Genomic DNA, 19359 nt, shown 5'->3' on the forward strand with positions numbered 1-19359 from the left:
ACTCGATCCCGAGTTATGTCCGGATTAAATGTACTTATTAGGTAAGCACTATGCAACATAAGCCTGGCTTATGCCAAGCGTGTGGTGTCGATGAGGAGGGTGGGGGTGGTTTCAGCCCGGACCTGACGAACGGGGATCGGGTCAGCGGTCGAGCAGGGGAAGCAGGGCGTCAGGGCGCTGGGGGTCGTGGAAGGAGATCACCGGCGGCGGGGTGGGGACGAGGCGGGGCAACCACTCGCGCAAGGCGCTTGCGTTGTCCGGGCAGTCCGGGCCGGTGGGGTCCTCGGGACGCCGGTTGAGGACGATCGCGGCGACGGGGATGTCGCGCTGGTGGAGGGATTCGACCGCCGTGAGCGTGGAGGAAAGCGTGCCCAGCCGGTCGGGGGTGACCAGGAGGGCCGGCAGGTCGGTGTACTCGGCCAGGCGCACGTTCAGCGCATCGTCGGCCAGCGGTGAGAGCAGGCCGCCGGCGCTTTCGATGATCAGGCGTTCGTCGTGCGCAAGGCCGGCCTGGGTCCGGTCGAGGATCGGGGCCAGGTCGCGCTTGAACTGCAGGGTTTCGCCTTCCCGACGGGCCGCCTCCGGGGCGGCGACCGGGGTGAGGTAGCGGATCGGGCAGACGGCCTCGAGCGCTTCGCGGTTGCCGGCGGCCTCGCGCAGGGCGATGCCGTCGGCCGGTTGTCGTTCCCCGTCGTGGAGCTCGCAGCCGGTTTCCACGGGTTTGCGCACGCGTGGCAGCAGGCCGTGGTCGATCAGCAGGCGCGCAAGCGCGCAGGACACCACGGTCTTGCCGACCCCGGTATCGGTGGCCAGCACCACCCAGCCGCGTGGATCCGGGTCGCGCGTGCTCATGCGAGGCCCGGCAGGTCCTCGCCGGTCAGGCGGCGGTAGGCGGTCAGGTAGCGTTCGCGGGTCTGGGCGATGATCTCGTCGGGGATGGCCGGTCCGGGGGCGGTCTTGTCCCAGTCGAGGGTCTCGAGCCAGTCGCGGATGAACTGCTTGTCGAACGACGGCGGGCTGATGCCCGGGCGGTACTCGTCGGCCGGCCAGAAGCGCGAGGAGTCCGGGGTGAGCGCCTCGTCGATCAGGTGCAGCGTGCCGTGTTCGTCGAGGCCGAACTCGAACTTGGTGTCGGCGATGATGATGCCCCGCTTGGCGGCGTAGTCCGCGGCCAGGCGGTAGAGGCGCATGGCGGTATCGCGCACCTGGGCGGCCATCTCGGGGCCGATCAGGCGCTCGGTCTCGGCGAAATCGATGTTCTCGTCGTGGTCGCCCACGTCGGCCTTGGTGGCCGGGGTGTAGATGGGCTCGGGCAGCTTGTCGGCCAGTTGCAGCCCCTCGGGTAGCTTGATACCGCAGACCGCGCCGGTTGCCTGGTAGTCCTTGTAGCCCGAGCCGATCAGGTAGCCGCGCACCACCGCCTCGATCGGCAGGGCCTTGAGGTTGCGCACGATCACGCTGCGGCCGACGAGTTGGGCGCGCTGTGCCTCGTCCGGAACGATGGCGGCGAGATCCTGCGCTTCGCAGAGGTGATTGGGCACGAGGTCGCGGCTCTTCTCGAACCAGAAGCGCGAGATCTCGGTCAGTACCCGACCCTTGTCGGGGATCGGGGTGGGCAGGATCACGTCGAAGGCCGAGACCCGGTCGGTGGTGACGATCAGCATCCGCTCGTCGTCGATGCGGTAGAGATCGCGCACCTTGCCGCGGTGGATCAGTTCCAGGGCGTCGATTTGCGTTTCGAAAACGGCGGGGGCCGAGTGTGTCATGGGCGTTCAACTGCTAGCATGCTAAGGATTTGCGGCCCGGTGGGTTTTCGGGCCGTTGGCTATTGTACGAGAGCGCGGCGCGCGATGCGATGCGCGCGGTGACCCGGAGGACAGCGATGAAGTGGGGCGTTCGCATGGCGTGGCATCAAGGGTTGCTGGCGGTCCTGTTGGTGATGTTGGTGGGGCCGGCCCGGGCCGAGTTGGCGATTCCCCTGGGCGAGGGCGGCGATCAGCTGGACGTCCGGGTGATCGAGCCGCCACAGGGCGCGCCCGAGGACGGGCCGCTGGTGCTCTGGGTGGTCAATCAGTACGGCGACCTGCCCGGCCCGGAGAGCGTGGCGCTCGCCCTGGCGCGTCGCGGGGCGACGGTCTGGATGGTCGACGTGATGGATTCGCTGTTCCTGCCGCGCTCGGACCTCAACGTGCGCAACATCGACGGCGAGCCGGTGGGGTCGCTGATCCAACGGGCCGTCGAGGCGGGGCGTCCCACCGTGGTGGTGGCCGCCGACCGGATGGCGGTGCCGACCCTGCGCGGGATGCGCTGGTGGCAGGAGCGCAGCGACGACCCGGAGGCGCTGGCCGGGGGCGTGCTGATCTTCCCCAGCCTGTACCGGGGCGCGCCGGTCGCGGGCGAAGAGCCCGAGCTGTTCTCGATCATCGATGCCACCAACCTGCCGGTGATGCTGCTCCAGCCGGAGCGCGGCGTGTACCGCCACCGCCTGCTCGACCTGCGCGAGCGTTTTCTCGCCGCCGGCAGCGACCTGTTCGTCCAGGTGGTGCCCGAGGTGCGTGACTACTACCACATGCACCTCGACGAGCCGCAGCCCGAGACCCTCGAGCACCTGGATCGCGTGATGGACGATCCGGCCGAGGCGCGCGCGGTGCAGTCACTGCCCGACGACATCCTGCGGGCGATCCCGCTGCTCGCCGCCGCGGCGCACCCGACCGAGGTGCGCCCGATCGACCCCGAACGCACCACGCCCGTGGATCGCCAGACCGGCCTGCAACCGGTCGAGCCGCAGGAGGCGCCGGCATTCGAGCTTACCGACCTCGAGGGCAATCCCCAGCGGCTGGACCCGGATTTCGACGGCGTGCAGATCGTCAATTTCTGGGCCACTTGGTGCCCGGCCTGTGTCGAGGAGATCCCCTCGATGGAACGCCTGGCGAGCCGCTACCCGGATCGGCTCAAGATCTACGCCATCGCCTTCAAGCAGTCGCCCGAGCACCTGCGCGAATTCATGCAGGACTTCGACGTCTCCTTCCCCGTGCCGGTCGACCCGGACGGCGCGGTCGCGGCCAAGTACGACGCCTTCGCCTTCCCGAGTTCGTTCCTGGTCGCCGCCGACGGGCGCATCCACTACTCGGTCAATGCCGGGATCATCTGGGATACCGAGGAAGTGGACGCGATTGTGCGCGAATTGCTCGAGATCGAGCCGGAATAGGGAGAGAAGTCGGAGAGAAGAAATGAGAGGTCAGACGACATGATTGAGGCCTCTTTGGGCCTCGCGAACATCGGTCTGAGCTCCGACCTCTTCAGTCTTCCGGCTGACACGCCGGACAGAACCACGTCGAGCGCTGCCCCATGACCACGCGTTCGACCGGCGTCCCGCAGCGGCGGCAAGGCTGGTCGGTGCGTTCGTACACGTTGAGTGTCTGGCGGAAGTAGCCGGGCGTGCCCGACGGGGCGAGGAAGTCGCGCAGGGTCGTGCCGCCCTGCTCGATGGCTGCGGCAAGTACCTGGCGGATGGCCGCGGCCAGGGCGTCGCAGGCATCCGGGGCAAGCTGGCCTGCCGGCATCCCGGGGTGGATGCCCGCCAGGAACAGGGCCTCCGAGGCGTAGATATTGCCCACGCCCACCACGATGTCGGCGTTCATGATCGCCTGCTTGACGGCCACGCGTCGGCCGGCAAACCGGCCGGCGAGATAGGCGCCGTCGAAGTCGGGATCGAGCGGTTCGGGGCCGAGGTTGCGCAGGCGCCGATGCGGGTCGTCTGCGTGATCGGTCAGTACGGCACCGAAACGCCTGGGGTCGTGCAGGCGCAGCGCCCGGCCGTTGGCCAGGCGCCACTCGACGTGGTCGTGCTTGCGCGGCGGGTTGGCCGGGTCATCGAGGCGCAGGCTGCCGGACATGCCCAGGTGGATCAGTATCCGATCCCCCCGGTCCAGGCACAGCAGCAGGTACTTGGCGCGGCGCTCGACTGCCTCGACGGGGCGAGCGCGCAGGAAGTCGCCCAGGTCCGCGCGCACCGGCCAGCGCAGGCGGGCGTCGCGCACGATGACGTCTTCGATGCGTTGCCCGACGACATGCGGCTCGATGCCGCGTCGGGTGGTCTCGACTTCGGGAAGTTCCGGCATGACACGAAGAAACCCCGCGAGGTGTCCTCGCGGGGTCCGTCAAGGGCCGATCAGCAGAGGTCGGCCGTCCGGGGACGGCCAGACGCTCTTACTTGATCTTGGCTTCCTTGTAGATGACGTGCTTGCGTACTACCGGATCGTACTTCTTGATTTCCATCTTTTCCGGCATGTTCCGCTTGTTCTTGTCGGTCGTGTAGAAGTGGCCGGTGCCAGCGGTGGATACCAGTCGGATCTTGTCGCGCATGTCGTGTTACCTGTCTAAATAGGGTGGTAAGCGGTGTTTCAGACCTTCTCGCCGCGGGCACGCATCTCGGCGATGACCGTCTCGATGCCGACCTTGTCGATCGTGCGCAGGCCGTGGCTGGAAACACGCAGGCTGACAAAGCGCTGCTCGCTCTCTACCCAGAACCGCTTCTTGTGCAGGTTGGGCAGGAACCGACGCCGGGTCTTGTTGTTCGCGTGCGATACGTTGTTACCGACCGCCGGGCGCTTCCCGGTTACTTGGCAAACTCGGGCCATGATTGTCTCCTGAGCGACTCGTCTTGTTTGCGCGCGTGCCAAAGGGATCGGAGCCTGTACGGCGGCCGGCACGCGGGCGGGTCAATTCAAAGGCCGCGTAGGATAAAAGAACCTTGCCGGGTTGGCAAGCGTATCCGTGCAGTGAATGCCGACGTCGGTCATGACGCCGGTGGCCGGGTGCCGATTCTACCCGACCGACGTCGTCTCGGGGCGGTCTGTCGACCGGTTCGGCCGGTTACCCGGCCATCGGCCAGACCCACAGGATCATGGGCACGGCCACGACGATAACCAACAGGGATAGCGGCAATCCCATGCGCCAGTAATCCCCGAACTGGTAGCCGCCCGGCGCCATGACCAGCGTGTTGGACTGATGGCCGATCGGCGTGAGGAAGGCGCAGGAGGCGCCGATGGCCACGGCCATGAGGAACGGGTCGGGCGAGGCGTTCATGCCCTGCGCGATCTGGATGCCGATCGGTGCGGCGAGTACGGCCGCTGCCGCGTTGTTGACCAGGTTGGACAGCAGCATGACCGCCGTCATCAGCAGCGCCAGGGTGGCGAACGCGGGCAGGTGGTCGGCGGCGACCAGCAGGGTCTCGGCGATCAGGGCCGAGCCGCCCGTGGTTTCCAGCGCCTGGCCGACCGGCAGCATGGCGGCGAGCAGCACGATCACCGGCATGTCGATGGCGCGATAGGCATCGTCGGAGGGCAGGAGCCCGGCGATCACCATCGCCACGGCGGTGCCGACCAGCGCCATGGCCACCGGCAACAGGTCGAAGGCGACGAGGGCGAGGCCGGCGACGAAAATGCTGGCGCCCAGCGCGACGCGACGAGGACGGGCGATATTGAGTCCGCGCGCGGCCAGCGGCAGGCAGCCGAGTCGGCTCATCGCGCCGGGCAGGCTCTCCTCGCGCCCCTGCAGCAGCAGGATGTCGCCGGGCAGAAAGCGGATGTGACTGATGCGCTGTTTCAATCGCCTGCCCTGTCGGGCGACGGCCAGCACGTTCACCCCGTAGCGCTCTCGCAGGTCGAGTGCCCCCGCCGAGTTCCCGACCAGCCTCGAGTTGGGCGCGACGATCGCCTCGGCCAGGGTCAGCTCGCCGGCGGTCTTGTCGGTTTCTTCCTCGCTCTCGGCGGTTTCGCCGGCCGCCAGTTCCACCCCGGTGACGTCGATCAACGCCTGGAGACCGTCGGAATCGGCCTCGATCAGCAGGATGTCGCCGGGCCGGAGCACCTCGTAGGTCGAGGGCATCCGTCGGCGCTCGCCCTCGCGCAGCAGGGCGGTCACCATCACGTCGGTCTCCTCGGCGACCGAGTCGATCAGTTCGTGCACGCTGCGCCCGGCGTAGCTGCTTGATTCGGGCACGCGCACCTCCGTCAGGTAGTTCTCGATCTCGAACAACTCGCCGTTGTCGGCCGACTGGCTGCGACAGGGCGTCAGCCGCCAACCGACCAGGGCGATGAAGGCGATGCCCGCGAGCGTGATGGCCAGCCCCACCGGCAGGAAGTCGAACATGCCGAAGGCCGGTGCGCCGGTGTCAACCCGGTAGGTGGCGATGATGATGTTCGGCGGCGTGCCGATCAGGGTGAGCGTACCACCGAGCAGCGAGCCGAAGGCCAGGGGCATGAGCAGGAACGACGGCGAGCGGCCGGCATGCCGTGCCATCCAGACGGCTACCGGCATGAACAGCGCCAGCGCGCCGACGTTGTTGATGAACGCCGAGCTCAGCGCGACCACCCCGGTCAGGGTGATTACCTGGGCCATGGGGCGGTCACCCACCCGCGTCAGCCGGCGCGCGAGCACGTCGATCACCCCGGCGTTGATCAGGGCGCGGCTGAGGATCAGCACCGCCGCCACGGTGATCACCGCCGGGTGCGACAGCCCGCTGAACATGGCCGCGGGCGGCACCAGCCCGGTCAGTCCGGTCGCCAGCAGGGCGAGCAGGGCGACCACGTCGTAGCGCAGCCGCCCCCAGGCGAATCCCGCGAGCGTCAGCCCCAGGATGGCGAACAGCAGGCCCTGGTCGGTGGTCATGGCGGCGACTCGCGCTCCCACCAGGTCGGCAGGTCGGCGATCGAATCGATCACCCCGTCGGCCGAGATATCGCCGTCGAGATCCGTCGGGCGGAACTTGCCGGTGCGGACCAGGAGTGCCCGCAGGCCGGCGCCTTGGGCGCCGCCGATGTCGCCGACGATGTCGTCACCGATCATCAGGGTCTGTTCGGCGGGCACCCCCAGTTGCTCTACGGCCCGTTGGAAGAACGCCGCGCTGGGCTTGCCCAGCACGATCGCCTCGCGTCCGATGGCGTACTCGAGCCCGCGCACGAACGGGCCGACGTCGAGACGTGGGCCGTCCTCGGCCTCCCAGAATCGGGTCAGGCCGAGCGCGACCAGTGGCGCGTCCGGATTTTGCTTGAGCCAGCGGAAGGCGCGATTGTAGGTGGCGAAGTCCCATCCCTCGCCCAGATCGCCCAGCACGATGGCCGCAACGCGCTGGTCGTGGGGAGAGGCGGGGATGCAATCGGCGAACTCCGCCCGGGTGGCCTCGGGGACGAACAGGCCGACCGGCCCGTCGACGTGTCGTGACAGCCACTGGCGGGCGGCGACCGGTGGCGTGATGATCTCGTCTGCCCGGGCCTCGATGCCCATTGCGTCGAGCTTGTCGACCAGGGCCGCGCGGGGTCGAGAGGTGGTGTTGGTGACGAACCGGAACGGAATGGCGTGTCGACGGCACCACGCCAGCGTCTCGGCCGCCCCGTCGATGGGGCGGTCGCCGACGTAGAGCACGCCGTCCATGTCGAAGAGAATCGCCGGCATCGTCTGGGCATCCCCGGGTGGCTTTCCCTCCTGTATAGCAGGAGCGGGCCGGGATGACCCGCCGCGGGCCTTTGCTATGATGAGCCGCCTTGCCCGGGAGGGCGCCGCATGCCGACCCGTGGCGTACCGGATCGACCCGGCTCAATCCATCCGTTCATCAGCCTGAAGAACCCGCAACCTATGTCCAAGAACGACAAGCCGCCGGTGGTGCTCTCCGGCATCCAGCCTTCCGGGCAACTGCTGATCAGCCACTACGTCGGCGCGATCCGCAACTGGGTCAACATGCAGGACACGCACGACGCGCTGTTCATGCTGGTCGACCTGCACGCGATCACCGTGCGCCAGGACCCGGCCGAGTTCCGCTCGCGCTGCTACGACTTCCTCGCCCTGTATCTCGCCTGCGGGCTCGACCCGGACAAGAGCACCCTGTTCGTCCAGTCGCACGTCCCGGCGCACGCCGAGCTCGGCTGGGTGCTCAACTGCTACACCTACATGGGCGAGCTCGAGCGCATGACCCAGTTCAAGGACAAGTCGCAGCGCCACCAGGCCAACATCAACGCCGGCCTGTTCGACTACCCCGTGCTGATGGCCGCCGACATCCTGCTCTACCAGGCCACGCACGTGCCGGTCGGCGCCGACCAGAAACAGCACCTCGAGCTCACCCGTGATCTGGCCATGCGCTTCAACAAGCTCTACGGCGACATCTTCACCGTGCCCGAGCCGTTCATCCCCAAGGCGGGCGCGCGCGTGATGTCGCTGCAGGACCCGACCGCGAAGATGTCGAAGTCCGATCCCAGCGAGGCCAGTTACGTGGCCCTGCTCGACGAGCCGAAGAAGATCCTCAAGAAATTCAAGAAGGCAGTGACCGACTCGGACATGGAGATCCGCTTCGACCCCGAGAACAAGCCGGGCGTGTCCAACCTGATGACGCTCTTGTCGATCTTCGGCGACGAGTCGATCGAGTCGATCGAGAGCCGCCTGGCCGGCGAGGGCTACGGCAAGCTCAAGGTCGAGACCGGCGAGGCGGTGATCGCCCACCTTGAGCCGATCACCGCGCGCTACCGCGAGATCCGTGCCGACGAGGCCGGGCTGGATGCCATCCTCGCCAAGGGCGCCGAGCGCGCCGCCGAGCGTGCCCGGCCGACCCTGCAGCGCGCCTTCGATGCCCTCGGTTTCCTGCCGCGCCCGGACATCCTCGGCTGATCGGGACGGAGCGTCACGTGACTGCCACCCCTCGGATCATTCGTCCCGACGCCGACCCGGGCCTGACGCGTGCCTGGTCGGTGGTGGCCATCCAGGCGCATGAACGAGCCCTGTTCGCCGGCGGGGTGGATGCCTATGGCCTGATGGAGCGTGCCGGTGGCGCGGTGTTTGCCGAGCTGCGCGGCCGCTGGCCAGCCGCCCGGCACCTGGCCGTGCTGGTCGGGCCGGGGCAGAACGGCGGCGATGGGCTGGTGATCGCCCGGCTGGCGCGAGAGGCCGGCCTGATGGTTGATCTGCTCGGCTGGCAGCAACCAGGCTTTCACGGCAGTGCAGCGCATGCCTGGTCGGCGCTCTCGACGGCCGTCCCCGGCATCGAGGTGCGGACCGAACCGACCGCTATCGACGAGGCGCTGCGCGCGGCCGACGTGGTCGTCGACGCCCTGTTCGGCATCGGTCTCGATCGGGCCATCGAGGGCGCGCCGGCCGATTTCCTCGAGCGCGTGGCGGCCGTGACCGACTCGCGGGACGAGCGTCCGGGCCTGCTGGCCGTCGATCTGCCCTCGGGTGTCGATGCCGACCGCGGCGCGGTCGATCCGCGAACCCTGGGGGCCGACTGCACGGTGACCTTCCTCGGCATCAAGCGTGGCCTGAGCACCGGCCCGGCCGTGGCAGTCTGTGGCGAGCGGGTACTGGCCGATCTCGGTCACGCCCCCGAGCCGGCCGACGAGATCCCGCTCGACCTGCTGGCGGGTGGCGTTCACCTTGCCCCGCGCTCGGCCGATGGGCACAAGGGGCGTTTCGGCACCGTGCTGGTCGCCGCCGGCAACCGCGGCATGCCCGGCGCCGCCCGGTTGGCCGCCGAGGCGGCCCTGCGTGCCGGGGCCGGCAAGGTGATCGTCGCCACCCATCCCGATCATGCCGCCACGCTCAACATCGGCCGGCCCGAGTTGATCGTGCATGGCGTCGACAGCGCCCATGACCTGCTGCGCCTGGCCTCGATGGCGACCAGTATCGTGGTCGGGCCCGGGCTGGGGCGTGACGGCTGGGCGATGACCGTCTGGCGTGCGCTGCGCGACTGCCCCTTGCCGCTGGTGGTGGATGCCGATGCCCTGCGCCTGTTGGGACCGAATTCGTTGCGTGACCGGGGGGCGGTGATCACGCCGCACCCGGGCGAGGCGGCCATGCTGCTCGAGTGCGATACCGCCGCCATCAACACCGACCGCCTCGGGGCAGCGCGCTCGATTGCCGAGCGACTCGGCTGCGCGGTGGTGCTGAAGGGGGCCGGCAGCGTGCTGGCCGATGGCGATCGCCTTGCGGTGTGCCAACGGGGCAGTGCCGCGTTGGCGACGGCGGGCACCGGTGACGTGCTGGCCGGCCTGCTCGGTGCCCTGCTGGGCATGGGACTGTCGCGGTTTGCCGCGATGGAGCTCGCGGTCTGCCTGCACGCCGAAGCGGGCGAGGTCGAGGCCGAGGCGCACGGCGAGTGGGGCATGGCCGCCAGTGACCTGTTCGGCGCAATCCGCGACCGCCTCAACGGCCGCTCGGGCGAGCAGGGGCGCATCGTGTCGCCCGGGTCGGGCTGGCGCCGGGCCCGCTGCGCGAATGGCGCGCCACCGGGGCAGGGCGGACAATGACGGCGTCCATGGCCGAGCAACGCCACCACGCGCTCGATCAAGCGGCGGTCGAGGCATTTGCCGCGCGCCTGGCCGCGGTGGCGCCCGCGGCGGGCCTGTTGTCACTGCGCGGCGAGCTGGGCGCGGGCAAGTCCACCTTCGCCCGGGCGTTCCTGCGTGCGCTGGGGGTGAGCGGCACCATTCGCAGCCCCACCTACACGCTGGTCGAGCCCTACGACGTGACCGCGCCGCCGGGGGGACCCGGCCGCGTGCTGCATCTCGATCTCTACCGGCTGGCCGACCCCGAGGAGCTCGACTACCTCGGCGTGCGCGACGAGGCGGACCAGGCGCTGTTCCTGGTCGAGTGGCTCAGCCAGGCCGTCGGCGAGCTCGAGGCGGACCTCGAGCTATCGCTGTCGGGTGAGGCGAGTCGTCCGGACCGACGTGATCTTGTCTGCCGGGCGGCGACCCCGCTGGGCGAGGCCTGGCTGGCGCGACTTGCGGCCGATTGAGTCGGCGTTATCGCCGGGTGTGGTGTTTTTTCAACGCCAGCCAAAAGCACATCATCTTGTGCTTATCTCCTGGCCCGGGTGCCATATTTGGTAAGCCCGCTCCTCGTATCGGGTTAAGAAGTACGCGCTATCTTCTTGCAATTGTTGAAAAAAATCCCTTTTGGCGCACACTGTAGGAACCGTGTTGCACGACACGTTCTTGGGGCTGTGTTGCCAGAGGTGGAGCATGAACAACTCATCCCAATCTGCCCGTGACGCGCTTGCCTTGCTTGCTGCCGACCGCCGCCGCTTCCTGCGCATGGCGCTTGGCACCGGCGCGGCGGCGTTCGGCCTTCCCCTGGCCGGTCCGGCGCTGGCCGGCCGGGCCGCCGAGGTTTCCCGCGTCGAGGCGGGCCGCCACGAGGGCTTTACCCGCTACGTCTTCGCCATTTCCAACCCGGTCGACTTCGATACGTTGCTGCTGGACAACCCGGCACGCGCGGTCATCGACATCCATTCGACCCGGCTGAAGGATGTCTCCCTGCCGTCGACGCCGGACTCGCCGGTGGTCAAGGGGCTGCGCGTGGGCGTACGCAACGGCCACGACCTGCGCCTCGTGTTCGATCTCAAGAAACGGGCCCGCCCGCAGATCATCATCCTGCCGCCCACGGGTGGCGGGTCGCACCGACTGGTGGTCGACCTGCCTCACGGCGGCGGCGCGGATACCGTGATCGCCGAGCGCCCGGACGTCCCCCGCCAGGAGTCCACGTTGCAGTCCGGGTCGGGCGCGTTCCGCGACCTGGTCGTGGCGATCGATCCCGGCCACGGCGGCAAGGACCCCGGCGCCATCGGCCGCCGTGGCACGCGGGAAAAGGACATCGTGCTCAACATCGGCCTGCAGCTGCGCGACCTGATCGCGGCCACGCCGGGCCTGACCCCGGTGATGACCCGTGACGACGACCGTTTCATCCCGCTGCGCCAACGCACCGAGATCGCCCGTCGGCACGAGGCGGACCTGTTTATTTCCGTGCACGCCGATGCCTTCCGTCTCGCCTCGGCGAAGGGGGCCTCGGTCTACTGCCTGAGCCAGAACGGGGCCAGTTCCGAGGCCGCCCGTTGGCTGGCGGCCAAGGAGAACAGCGCGGACTTCGTCGGCGGGGCGTCGCTGTCCGGTCACGACGAGGACGTCGCCTCGGTACTGCTCGACCTGGCCCAGACCAAGACGCTGGAATCGAGTCTCGACTTCGCCGACCGGGTGCTCCAGCGCATCGGCAACATCGCCAAGCTGCACAAGCACGACGTGCAGCAGGCCGGGTTTGCCGTGCTCAAGTCGCCGGATATCCCCTCGATCCTGGTCGAGAGCGCCTTCATCAGCAATCCGCAGGAAGAGCAGCGTCTGCGCTCGTCGAGCTACCAGCGCCAGATCGCCCAGTCGATCCTCGAGGGCGTGAACAGCTACTACACGGCGCACGCCCCGCAAGGCACCCGCTACGCGATGCTCTGAGGCCGAGTCGGTGTTCTCCTTGTCTTGAGCTGAGACACGGGGTGACAATGGCGGCTTTGCCCGGAGCCCCATGGCCGAGATCCGCCAACTGCCACAGTCCCTGGTCAACCAGATCGCCGCCGGCGAGGTGGTCGAGCGGCCGGCCAGCGTGATCAAGGAACTGGTGGAAAACGCCCTCGATGCCGGTGCCGACCGGATCGAGGTGCAGGTCGTCGCCGGCGGGGTCAAGCAGCTGTCCGTGCGCGACAACGGCCACGGCATGCCGCCCGAGCAGCTTCCCCTGGCGATCTCGCCCCACGCGACCAGCAAGATCCGCGATCTCGATGATCTCGAGGCGGTCGCCAGCTTCGGCTTCCGCGGCGAGGCGTTGGCCAGCATCCAGTCCATTTCCCGCCTGCGGCTGGTCTCGCGCACTGCCGATCACGAGCACGGCTGGGAGCTGGCCCCCGGCGTGTTCGACGAGCCCCGCCCCACGCCGGCGAAACCCGGCACGCTGGTCGACGTGCGCGATCTTTTCTTCAACGTGCCCGCGCGCCGCAAGTTTCTGCGCACCGAGCGCACCGAGTTCGGCCACGTCGACCAGCTGCTGCGTAAGCTCGCGCTCGCCAACCCCGAGGTCGCGTTTCGCCTGAGTCACAACGACCGGGTGGTGTTCGATCTGCCGGCGGTCGACCTCGATTCGATCGAGCAGCGCATTGCCGCGGTGCTCGGGCGCGGCTTTCTCGACGAGGCGCGCGAGATCGATGCCGCCGCCTCGGGGTTTGCGCTGCAGGGGCTGGTCGCCAGTCCCCAGTACGCCCGCGCGTCGACCGATCAGCAGCTGTTCTTCGTCAACGGCCGGGTGGTCCGGGATCGACTGGTCGCCCACGCGATCCGCCGCGCCTACAGCGACGTATTGCACCACGCGCGACACCCGGCCTACGTGCTCTCGCTGCGCCTCGACCCGGCGACGGTGGACGTCAACGTACATCCGACCAAGGCGGAGGTGCGCTTTCGCGATGCCCGCGGGGTGCACGACTTCCTGTTCCAGTCCGTGCATCGGGCGCTGGCGACCCCCGGCGGCGCCGTCTCCCCGGGCGCGGGCGAAGCGATGGCGTCCGCCATGCCCATCGCCGGCGGCGCGCCGGGTCCCAGTGCCGCGCCGTCGTTTGCGACTGGTGGGGCGCCCGGCCGATCGTCTAGCGGATCACTTGGCGGGCGCTCGGCACAGGGTTACTTCTCCCTACTCGAACAGGGCCGGGCTGGTGAGGGCGCGGGCGACCGGGTCGCCGAACCGTTGCCGGCGGATGCCGAAATCCCCCCGTTGGGGTATGCCATCGCCCACCTGGGCGAGATCTACATCCTGGCGCGCAACCGCGACGGGCTGATCATCGTGGACGCCCATGCCGCCGCCGAGCGGGTCACCTACGAACGTCTCAAGCAGGGTTGGCGCGAGCGGGCGCTGTCGGTCGCCCCGTTGCTCTTGCCGGTGGATATCGCGGTTTCACCCGCCGAGGCGGAGGCCTTCGAGACCTGGCAGGAGGCCTTTGCCGCCGCCGGGGTGGTGCTCGATCGGATCGGGCCCGAGCGGGTCCGGGTGCGTGAGGTGCCGGTGATGCTGCGCGAGGCGGACATCGAAACGTTGGTGCGCGAGATGCTCGCCGAGATGCGCCGCGTGCCGCTGGCCGGTGACGACGTGCCGCGCGCGCTGGTGGGCGACCGCATCGACGAGATCCTTTCCACCATGGCCTGTCACGGCTCGGTGCGGGCCAATCGCCGTCTGACGGTCCCCGAGATGAATACCCTGCTGCGCGACATGGAGCGCACCGAGCGCAGTGACCAGTGCAACCACGGTCGGCCGACCTGGCGTCGACTGACGATCGAGGAGCTCGATCGCTGGTTCATGCGGGGGCAGTGACGGTGGACGCGAACGTGCTGCCGATCGTGGCCATCGCCGGGCCGACCGCCTCGGGCAAGACCGCGCTGGCCATGCGTCTGGCCGACCGGCTTCCCGTGTCGATCATCTCGGTCGACTCGGTGATGATCTATCGCGACATGGACATCGGCACCGCCAAGCCGGAGGCCGGGCTGCTGGCGCGCTACCCGCATGCGCTGGTGGATATCCGCGACCCGGCCGAGACCTACAGCGTCGAGCAGTTCTGCCGCGATGCCTTGGCCGCGATTGCCACGGCCCGGGATGCCGGGCGCGTGCCCCTGCTGGTCGGCGGAACGATGATGTATTTCCAGGCGCTGCTGCAGGGGATTTCCCGCCTGCCGCCGACCGATGTGGCCATTCGCGAGGCGGTGGCCGAGGAGGCGGCGGCAAGCGGTTGGCCGGCCATGCATCGCCAGCTCGCCGAAGTCGATCCGGTGGCCGCCGCGCGCATCCACGCGACCGACCCGCAGCGCATCGGCCGGGCGCTGGAGGTCTTTCGTGCCACCGGCAAGAGCCTGAGCGACTGGCAGCAGGAACACCCGCCGGTCTCGCCGTTGGCCGACGAGCGGCTGCTGGCGGTGGCGCTGTGGCCGCCGAGCACCGCGCACACCCGCCGGGCGGTGGCCGAGCGCTTCGATGCCATGCTCGAGGCCGGTTTTCTCGCCGAGGTCGAGGCCCTGTATGCCCGGGGTGACCTGCACCCCGGGATGCCCTCGATGCGCGCGGTCGGCTATCGGCAGGCCTGGGCACACCTGGCCGGCGAATGGGGCTTCGACCCGATGCGCGAGCGGGCGATCACGGCCACCCGCCAGTTGGCCAAGCGCCAGCGCACCTGGTTGCGTTCGGCCCCGCACTGGGAGGCGGTGGACGCCCAGGCGGTCGATCGGGTCGAATCACGCATAATGAACTTTATCGCCGGGAAGGCATCTTGAAGGGGGCGCGAGACGTGGCGGCGCGCCCCAGGACCGGCCGGTCTGTCACCGGTGGATAATTCCCCCTACACTTCTCATTGATTGAATTGCCGACAGGCGTCCCCATCGTTCCGGCCATTGCCCGCTCGTCGCGGCGGTCGTGTCAACGGGGTCCACAGGCCGCCGAGAACGGCCGACCGGCCTGAGAGGCCGGATAACCAACAAGAGGAATCACCATGGCCAAAAGCCAGTCACTGCAAGAACCGTTTCTCAATACCCTGCGCCGAGAGCACATTCCGGTATCCATCTACCTGCGCAACGGCATCAAGTTGCAGGGCCAGATCGATTCGTTCGACAACTTCGTCGTGCTGCTGAAGAACAACGTCTCCCAGCTGGTCTACAAGCACGCGATCAGCACCATCGTGCCGACCCGGCCGGTGACCATCGATGCCGAGCCCAAGGGCGAGGGGCGTGACGGCGGGGGCGACGAATAACCCCGATGGAGTTCTTCGAGCGCCACCAGGGCGGTGAACGGGCCGTGTTGCTGCACGTCGAGCAGCGCGCGGTGGATTCCAACGAGGACCTGACCGAGTTCCGCGAGCTGGTCAGTTCGGCCGGCGCCGAGATCCTCGCCGAGAGCACGGTCAACCGTCAGACCCCGGACCCGCGCCTGTTCATCGGCAAGGGCAAGGCCGAAGAGCTGGCCGAGCTGGTCGCCGCGCACGAGGCCGAACTGGTGATCGTCAACGCCCAGCTCTCGCCCTCCCAGGAGCGCAACCTCGAGAGGCTGGTCAAGTGCCGCGTCCTGGATCGGACGGGGTTGATCCTGGACATCTTCGCCCAGCGCGCCCGCTCGCACGAGGGCAAGCTGCAGGTCGAGCTGGCCCAGTTGAACCACCTGGCCACGCGCCTGGTGCGGGGCTGGACCCACCTCGAGCGCCAGCGCGGCGGGTCGATCGGTCTGCGCGGGCCGGGTGAAACCCAGCTCGAGATGGACCGTCGCCTGCTCGGCGGACGCATCAAGCAGCTCAAGGAGCGTATCGCGCGGGTGCGTCGCCAGCGGGCCGAGGGGCGCAAGGGGCGTCAGCAGTCGGACGTGCCCACCGTGGCCCTGGTCGGCTACACCAACGCCGGCAAGTCCACCCTGTTCAACGCCCTGACCGTGGCCGAGTCCTTCGCCGCCGACCAGTTGTTTGCCACGCTCGACACCACGCTGCGCCGGGTGGAGATGAACCCGCAACTGACGGTGGTGTTCGCCGACACGGTCGGCTTCATCCGTCACCTGCCGCACGAGCTGGTCTCCGCGTTTCGTTCCACCCTCGAGGAGACGCTGGAGGCCGACCTGCTCCTGCACGTGGTCGATGCCGCCTCGCCGGAGCGCGATCGGCAGATCGAGGACGTCGAGGTCGTGCTCGAGGAGATCGGCGCGGGCAAGATGCCGCGCCTGACCGTCATGAACAAGATCGATCAGCTCGAAGACGGTGCCGTGCGGGTCGATCGCGATGCCGCCGGCCTGCCCAGCCGCGTCTGGGTGTCGGCCAAGGAATCGCTCGGGCTCGACGAGCTGCGCGAGGCCCTGGCCGAGCGACTCGAGCCGAGCAGCGTCACGCGACGGCTGTTCATCCCCATGGCCGACGGCCGCCTCTACGCCCAGCTGCAGGGGGAGGGCGCCGTGCTCGAGGAATCGGTCGACGAGGATGGCTGGCACCTGGAGATCAATCTGCCGGTGGCCCGCTGGGGGCAGTTGCTCAAAAAGGAACCGGCACTGGCCGACATGGTGCTCGATGCCCCCGAGCCGGCGCCGCCCGAGCCCTTCGAGGTGGTCCTGGCCGACCGCGAGCCCGGACACTGACGGCGGTTGCCACGTCCGGCCACGGCCACTACACTTTGGCGCTGCTTTCCGCCCGTCGGGCGGGGTGGATGTCACGAAACCTCACGCATACCCACTGCCCGCCGGATTCGCCGGCGGCAATCACTGGAGAAGCCCATGGCCTGGAACGAGCCGGGTGGCGGTAAAGATCCCTGGTCGAATCCCCGCGGCCGGGGCGGTAAGCCGCCCAACATCGACGATGCCCTCGGACGCCTGAAGGACCGCTTCGGCGGCGGTGGCGGCATGGGCAATGCCGGTGGGTCCAAGGGGATCCTGGCGATCATCGGCATCGTGCTGATCGGTTGGCTGATCTCCGGTATCTACATCGTCGACGAAGGCCAGCGCGGCGTCGTGCTGACCTTCGGCAAGTACACCAGCACCGCCGGTCCGGGGCCGCACTGGCATCCGCCGTACCCGATCTCGGACGTGATCACCGTCAACGTCGACGAATACCGCGACCGCGAGCTCAGCATGACGGTGCTGACGAACGACGAGAACATCGTCGACGTCGATCTCTCCAGCCAGTTCACCGTGCGTGATCCGGTCGAGTTCCTGTTCAACGTCCGCGATCCCAACGGCACGCTGCAGGACGTCATGCAGAGCGCGATCCGCGAGGTCATCGGCTCGAGCCGCATGGACTACGTGCTGACCGACGGCCGGGTCGAGATCGTCGACGCGGTGCGCACCCGCATGCAGGAGTTGCTCGAGTCCTACCAGACCGGCCTGAACGTCCGCTCGGTCAACCTGCAGGACGTCCAGCCGCCCGAGCCGGTCCAGCCGGCCTTCGAGGACGCCATTCGCGCCCGCGAAGACGAGCAGCGTTACATCAACGAGGCGCTGGCCTACGCCAACCAGGTGGTGCCGCGCGCCCGTGGTGACGCCGCCCAGATCCTCGAGCAGGCAAAGGGCTACCAGTCCCGCGTCATCAACCAGGCCCAGGGTGAGGCCGCGCGATTCGATGCGCTGCTGGCGTCCTACCGGATCGCCCCGTCGATCATCCGCGAGCGGATCTACATCGACACGCTCGGCGAGATCTACGCCAAGGGCAACAAGATCGTGGTCGACCCGGACAACGCCAACAACATCCTGAACCTGCCGTCCGGTACCAAGGGCAACGTCATGCAGGATTCCGACCTGCGCGGTGGCGCGCCGCTGGCGGTGCCGTCGCTCTCGACTAGCACCTCGTTCGAAGGTAATTCGGGCAGTTCCAACAACAACCGTTCCGGTCTGCGTACCAGGGGGTCCGAATGAACTGGGTGACGCGCCTGCTGCTGCCGATCATCGTCGTGATCGTGTTCCTCTACGCGACCGCGACCTTCCAGGTGGCCGAATACCAGGAGGGCGTGAAGTTCCGCCTGGGTGAAATCGTCGAGACCGACTTCGAGCCCGGCCTGCACTTCAAGCTGCCGTTCGTGAACTCGGTGCGCCTGTTCGACACGCGCATCCTGTCGCTGTCCACGCCGCCGGAGCGGTTCTTGACCAGCGAGAAGAAGAACCTGATCGTCGACTACTACATCAAGTGGCGCATCACGAACCCGGCCGACTTCTACCGGGCGACCCGCGGTCAGGAGTCGGTGGCCGAGAGCCGTCTGAACCAGATCGTCAAGGACAGCATGAAGAGCCAGATCTCCAGCCGGACCATCGCCGAGGTGGTGTCCGGGGATCGCGACCTGTTCATGCGCAACGTGATCGAGACCACCAACGAGGACATCTCCGGGCTGGGTCTGGAGATCGTCGACGTGCGGATCATGCGCATCGAGCTGCCGCAGGAAGTGCGCGAGTCGGTCTACTCGCGGATGGAGAAGGAGCGCTCGACGGTGGCCAAGGCGATCCGCTCGCGCGGTGAGGAGCAGGCCAAGCGCATCACCTCCGATGCCGATCGCCAGCGCGTGGTGATCATCTCGGAGGCCGAGCGCGAGGCCGACGAGATCCGAGGCGAGGGCGATGCCGAGGCGGCGCGCATCTACGCCGAGTCGTTCGGCCAGGACGAGGAATTCTTCGCCTTCTATCGCAGCATCCAGGCCTACCAGAAGGTCTTTGCCAACGGCAGCGACACCTTCGTGCTCAGCCCGGACAGCCCGTTCTTCCGCTATTTCGAGTCGCCGAACGGCACGGGCGAGTCGGGCGACGCCGCGCTGCCGGCGCGGTAAGCGGCCATGATGGACGACCTGCTGCGGGTGCTCGGCCTGGTGCTGATCATCGAGGCGCTGCTGCCGTTCATCAGCCCGCGGACCTACCGCCAGGCGGTCGCGCAGATCGCCCTGACGCCGGATTCGCGCATGCGGATCATCGCGTTGGTGATCCTCCTGCTCGGGCTTGCGCTCTGGGTCTGGGGGTAGTCCGCACCCCGTCCCGATAGAAGAACCCCAGCCCGGGCTGGGGTTTTTTGTGTGCCGCG

General features: G+C 68.4%; 19 protein-coding genes. 12 read left to right on the forward strand and 7 right to left on the reverse strand.

The annotated features are described in order from the left end of the window. Positions 1–141 precede the first annotated feature (141 nt). A complete protein-coding gene (gene bioD, locus LV475_RS04595) occupies positions 142–852 on the reverse strand; it encodes a dethiobiotin synthase (RefSeq protein ID WP_136866510.1) in 711 nt (236 codons plus the stop codon). Further along, the gene (locus tag LV475_RS04600) at positions 849–1766 is read right to left on the reverse strand and encodes a phosphoribosylaminoimidazolesuccinocarboxamide synthase (protein ID WP_136866508.1); all 918 of its coding nucleotides are present in this window, start codon (positions 1764–1766) and stop codon (positions 849–851) included. The genes bioD and LV475_RS04600 overlap by 4 nt, the downstream gene beginning before the upstream one ends. Positions 1767–1900: 134 nt before the next feature. Here LV475_RS04600 and LV475_RS04605 point away from each other — a divergent pair, with 134 nt between their 5' ends. Beyond that, positions 1901–3208 carry a TlpA family protein disulfide reductase gene (locus LV475_RS04605; protein ID WP_136866506.1) on the forward strand — a complete coding sequence of 436 codons (1308 nt, stop codon included), beginning with the start codon at positions 1901–1903 and terminating at the stop codon, positions 3206–3208. Between the two features lie 91 nt (positions 3209–3299). Here LV475_RS04605 and mutM read toward each other — a convergent pair whose 3' ends face one another. The 5 genes from mutM to LV475_RS04630 all read right to left on the reverse strand — a co-directional run bounded on the left by mutM (position 3300) and on the right by LV475_RS04630 (position 7454). After that, the gene (gene mutM, locus LV475_RS04610; RefSeq protein WP_250105829.1) at positions 3300–4121 is read right to left on the reverse strand and encodes a bifunctional DNA-formamidopyrimidine glycosylase/DNA-(apurinic or apyrimidinic site) lyase; all 822 of its coding nucleotides are present in this window, start codon (positions 4119–4121) and stop codon (positions 3300–3302) included. Positions 4122–4209: 88 nt separating this feature from the next. Continuing rightward, a complete protein-coding gene (gene rpmG / locus LV475_RS04615) occupies positions 4210–4365 on the reverse strand; it encodes a 50S ribosomal protein L33 (RefSeq protein WP_136866501.1) in 156 nt (51 codons plus the stop codon). Between the two features lie 38 nt (positions 4366–4403). Beyond that, on the reverse strand, positions 4404–4640 hold the full coding sequence (rpmB, locus tag LV475_RS04620) for a 50S ribosomal protein L28 (RefSeq protein WP_125197716.1): 237 nt from the start codon (positions 4638–4640) through the stop codon (positions 4404–4406). Positions 4641–4875: 235 nt separating this feature from the next. Then, entirely contained in the window at positions 4876–6672 is a 1797-nt protein-coding gene (locus LV475_RS04625; protein ID WP_250105830.1) for an SLC13 family permease, read from the reverse strand. Beyond that, positions 6669–7454, reverse strand: a complete 786-nt coding sequence (locus tag LV475_RS04630) for a TIGR01458 family HAD-type hydrolase (protein ID WP_250105831.1) — start codon at positions 7452–7454, stop codon at positions 6669–6671. Before LV475_RS04630 ends, LV475_RS04625 begins: the two co-directional genes overlap by 4 nt. 108 nt (positions 7455–7562) lie before the next feature. Here LV475_RS04630 and trpS point away from each other — a divergent pair, with 108 nt between their 5' ends. The 11 genes from trpS (at position 7563) to LV475_RS04685 (ending at position 19300) form a co-directional block, all read left to right on the forward strand. Next, complete coding sequence (gene trpS / locus LV475_RS04635) at positions 7563–8657, forward strand: tryptophan--tRNA ligase (RefSeq protein WP_231505765.1); 1095 nt, start codon at positions 7563–7565, stop codon at positions 8655–8657. A 17-nt stretch (positions 8658–8674) separates the two neighbouring features. Beyond that, positions 8675–10291 (forward strand): NAD(P)H-hydrate dehydratase, encoded by a 1617-nt coding sequence (locus tag LV475_RS04640; protein WP_250105832.1) that lies wholly within the window; start codon positions 8675–8677, stop codon positions 10289–10291. A gap of 8 nt (positions 10292–10299) precedes the next feature. Further along, positions 10300–10782, forward strand: coding sequence for a tRNA (adenosine(37)-N6)-threonylcarbamoyltransferase complex ATPase subunit type 1 TsaE (tsaE, locus tag LV475_RS04645; RefSeq protein WP_156574836.1), 483 nt, complete (start codon positions 10300–10302; stop codon positions 10780–10782). A gap of 226 nt (positions 10783–11008) precedes the next feature. Then, positions 11009–12265 carry an N-acetylmuramoyl-L-alanine amidase gene (locus LV475_RS04650; RefSeq protein ID WP_136866489.1) on the forward strand — a complete coding sequence of 419 codons (1257 nt, stop codon included), beginning with the start codon at positions 11009–11011 and terminating at the stop codon, positions 12263–12265. A 70-nt stretch (positions 12266–12335) separates the two neighbouring features. Continuing rightward, positions 12336–14162: a DNA mismatch repair endonuclease MutL gene (mutL, locus tag LV475_RS04655; RefSeq protein ID WP_250105833.1), complete on the forward strand. Its 1827-nt coding sequence runs from the start codon at positions 12336–12338 to the stop codon at positions 14160–14162. Positions 14163–14164: 2 nt separating this feature from the next. After that, on the forward strand, positions 14165–15112 hold the full coding sequence (gene miaA, locus LV475_RS04660; protein WP_156574832.1) for a tRNA (adenosine(37)-N6)-dimethylallyltransferase MiaA: 948 nt from the start codon (positions 14165–14167) through the stop codon (positions 15110–15112). 215 nt (positions 15113–15327) lie between these two features. Next, a complete protein-coding gene (gene hfq, locus LV475_RS04665) occupies positions 15328–15585 on the forward strand; it encodes an RNA chaperone Hfq (protein ID WP_156574831.1) in 258 nt (85 codons plus the stop codon). 5 nt (positions 15586–15590) lie between these two features. Beyond that, on the forward strand, positions 15591–16943 hold the full coding sequence (gene hflX, locus LV475_RS04670) for a ribosome rescue GTPase HflX (protein WP_156574829.1): 1353 nt from the start codon (positions 15591–15593) through the stop codon (positions 16941–16943). Positions 16944–17078: 135 nt separating this feature from the next. After that, entirely contained in the window at positions 17079–18212 is a 1134-nt protein-coding gene (hflK, locus tag LV475_RS04675) for an FtsH protease activity modulator HflK (RefSeq protein ID WP_136866479.1), read from the forward strand. Continuing rightward, a complete protein-coding gene (gene hflC, locus LV475_RS04680; RefSeq protein ID WP_136866476.1) occupies positions 18209–19111 on the forward strand; it encodes a protease modulator HflC in 903 nt (300 codons plus the stop codon). The genes hflK and hflC overlap by 4 nt, the downstream gene beginning before the upstream one ends. 6 nt (positions 19112–19117) lie before the next feature. Next, entirely contained in the window at positions 19118–19300 is a 183-nt protein-coding gene (locus tag LV475_RS04685) for a DUF2065 domain-containing protein (RefSeq protein ID WP_136866473.1), read from the forward strand. Positions 19301–19359 lie beyond the last annotated feature (59 nt).

Source organism: Guyparkeria hydrothermalis (genome assembly GCF_023555375.1).
Classification (GTDB): Bacteria; Pseudomonadota; Gammaproteobacteria; order Halothiobacillales; family Halothiobacillaceae; genus Guyparkeria; species Guyparkeria hydrothermalis.

Excerpts from the sequence above, each read along its gene's own strand:
- mutM (WP_250105829.1), bottom strand. The coding sequence starts at position 4,121 with ATGCCGGAACTTCCCGAAGTCGAGACCACCCGACGCGGCATCGAGCCG.
- LV475_RS04625 (WP_250105830.1), bottom strand. The coding sequence starts at position 6,672 with ATGACCACCGACCAGGGCCTGCTGTTCGCCATCCTGGGGCTGACGCTC.
- LV475_RS04600 (WP_136866508.1), bottom strand. The coding sequence starts at position 1,766 with ATGACACACTCGGCCCCCGCCGTTTTCGAAACGCAAATCGACGCCCTG.
- LV475_RS04685 (WP_136866473.1), top strand. The coding sequence starts at position 19,118 with ATGATGGACGACCTGCTGCGGGTGCTCGGCCTGGTGCTGATCATCGAG.
- rpmB (WP_125197716.1), bottom strand. The coding sequence starts at position 4,640 with ATGGCCCGAGTTTGCCAAGTAACCGGGAAGCGCCCGGCGGTCGGTAAC.
- bioD (WP_136866510.1), bottom strand. The coding sequence starts at position 852 with ATGAGCACGCGCGACCCGGATCCACGCGGCTGGGTGGTGCTGGCCACC.
- LV475_RS04650 (WP_136866489.1), top strand. The coding sequence starts at position 11,009 with ATGAACAACTCATCCCAATCTGCCCGTGACGCGCTTGCCTTGCTTGCT.
- mutL (WP_250105833.1), top strand. The coding sequence starts at position 12,336 with ATGGCCGAGATCCGCCAACTGCCACAGTCCCTGGTCAACCAGATCGCC.
- hflK (WP_136866479.1), top strand. The coding sequence starts at position 17,079 with ATGGCCTGGAACGAGCCGGGTGGCGGTAAAGATCCCTGGTCGAATCCC.
- tsaE (WP_156574836.1), top strand. The coding sequence starts at position 10,300 with ATGGCCGAGCAACGCCACCACGCGCTCGATCAAGCGGCGGTCGAGGCA.
- hflC (WP_136866476.1), top strand. The coding sequence starts at position 18,209 with ATGAACTGGGTGACGCGCCTGCTGCTGCCGATCATCGTCGTGATCGTG.
- rpmG (WP_136866501.1), bottom strand. The coding sequence starts at position 4,365 with ATGCGCGACAAGATCCGACTGGTATCCACCGCTGGCACCGGCCACTTC.
- LV475_RS04630 (WP_250105831.1), bottom strand. The coding sequence starts at position 7,454 with ATGCCGGCGATTCTCTTCGACATGGACGGCGTGCTCTACGTCGGCGAC.
- hfq (WP_156574831.1), top strand. The coding sequence starts at position 15,328 with ATGGCCAAAAGCCAGTCACTGCAAGAACCGTTTCTCAATACCCTGCGC.
- trpS (WP_231505765.1), top strand. The coding sequence starts at position 7,563 with ATGCCGACCCGTGGCGTACCGGATCGACCCGGCTCAATCCATCCGTTC.
- hflX (WP_156574829.1), top strand. The coding sequence starts at position 15,591 with ATGGAGTTCTTCGAGCGCCACCAGGGCGGTGAACGGGCCGTGTTGCTG.
- LV475_RS04605 (WP_136866506.1), top strand. The coding sequence starts at position 1,901 with ATGGCGTGGCATCAAGGGTTGCTGGCGGTCCTGTTGGTGATGTTGGTG.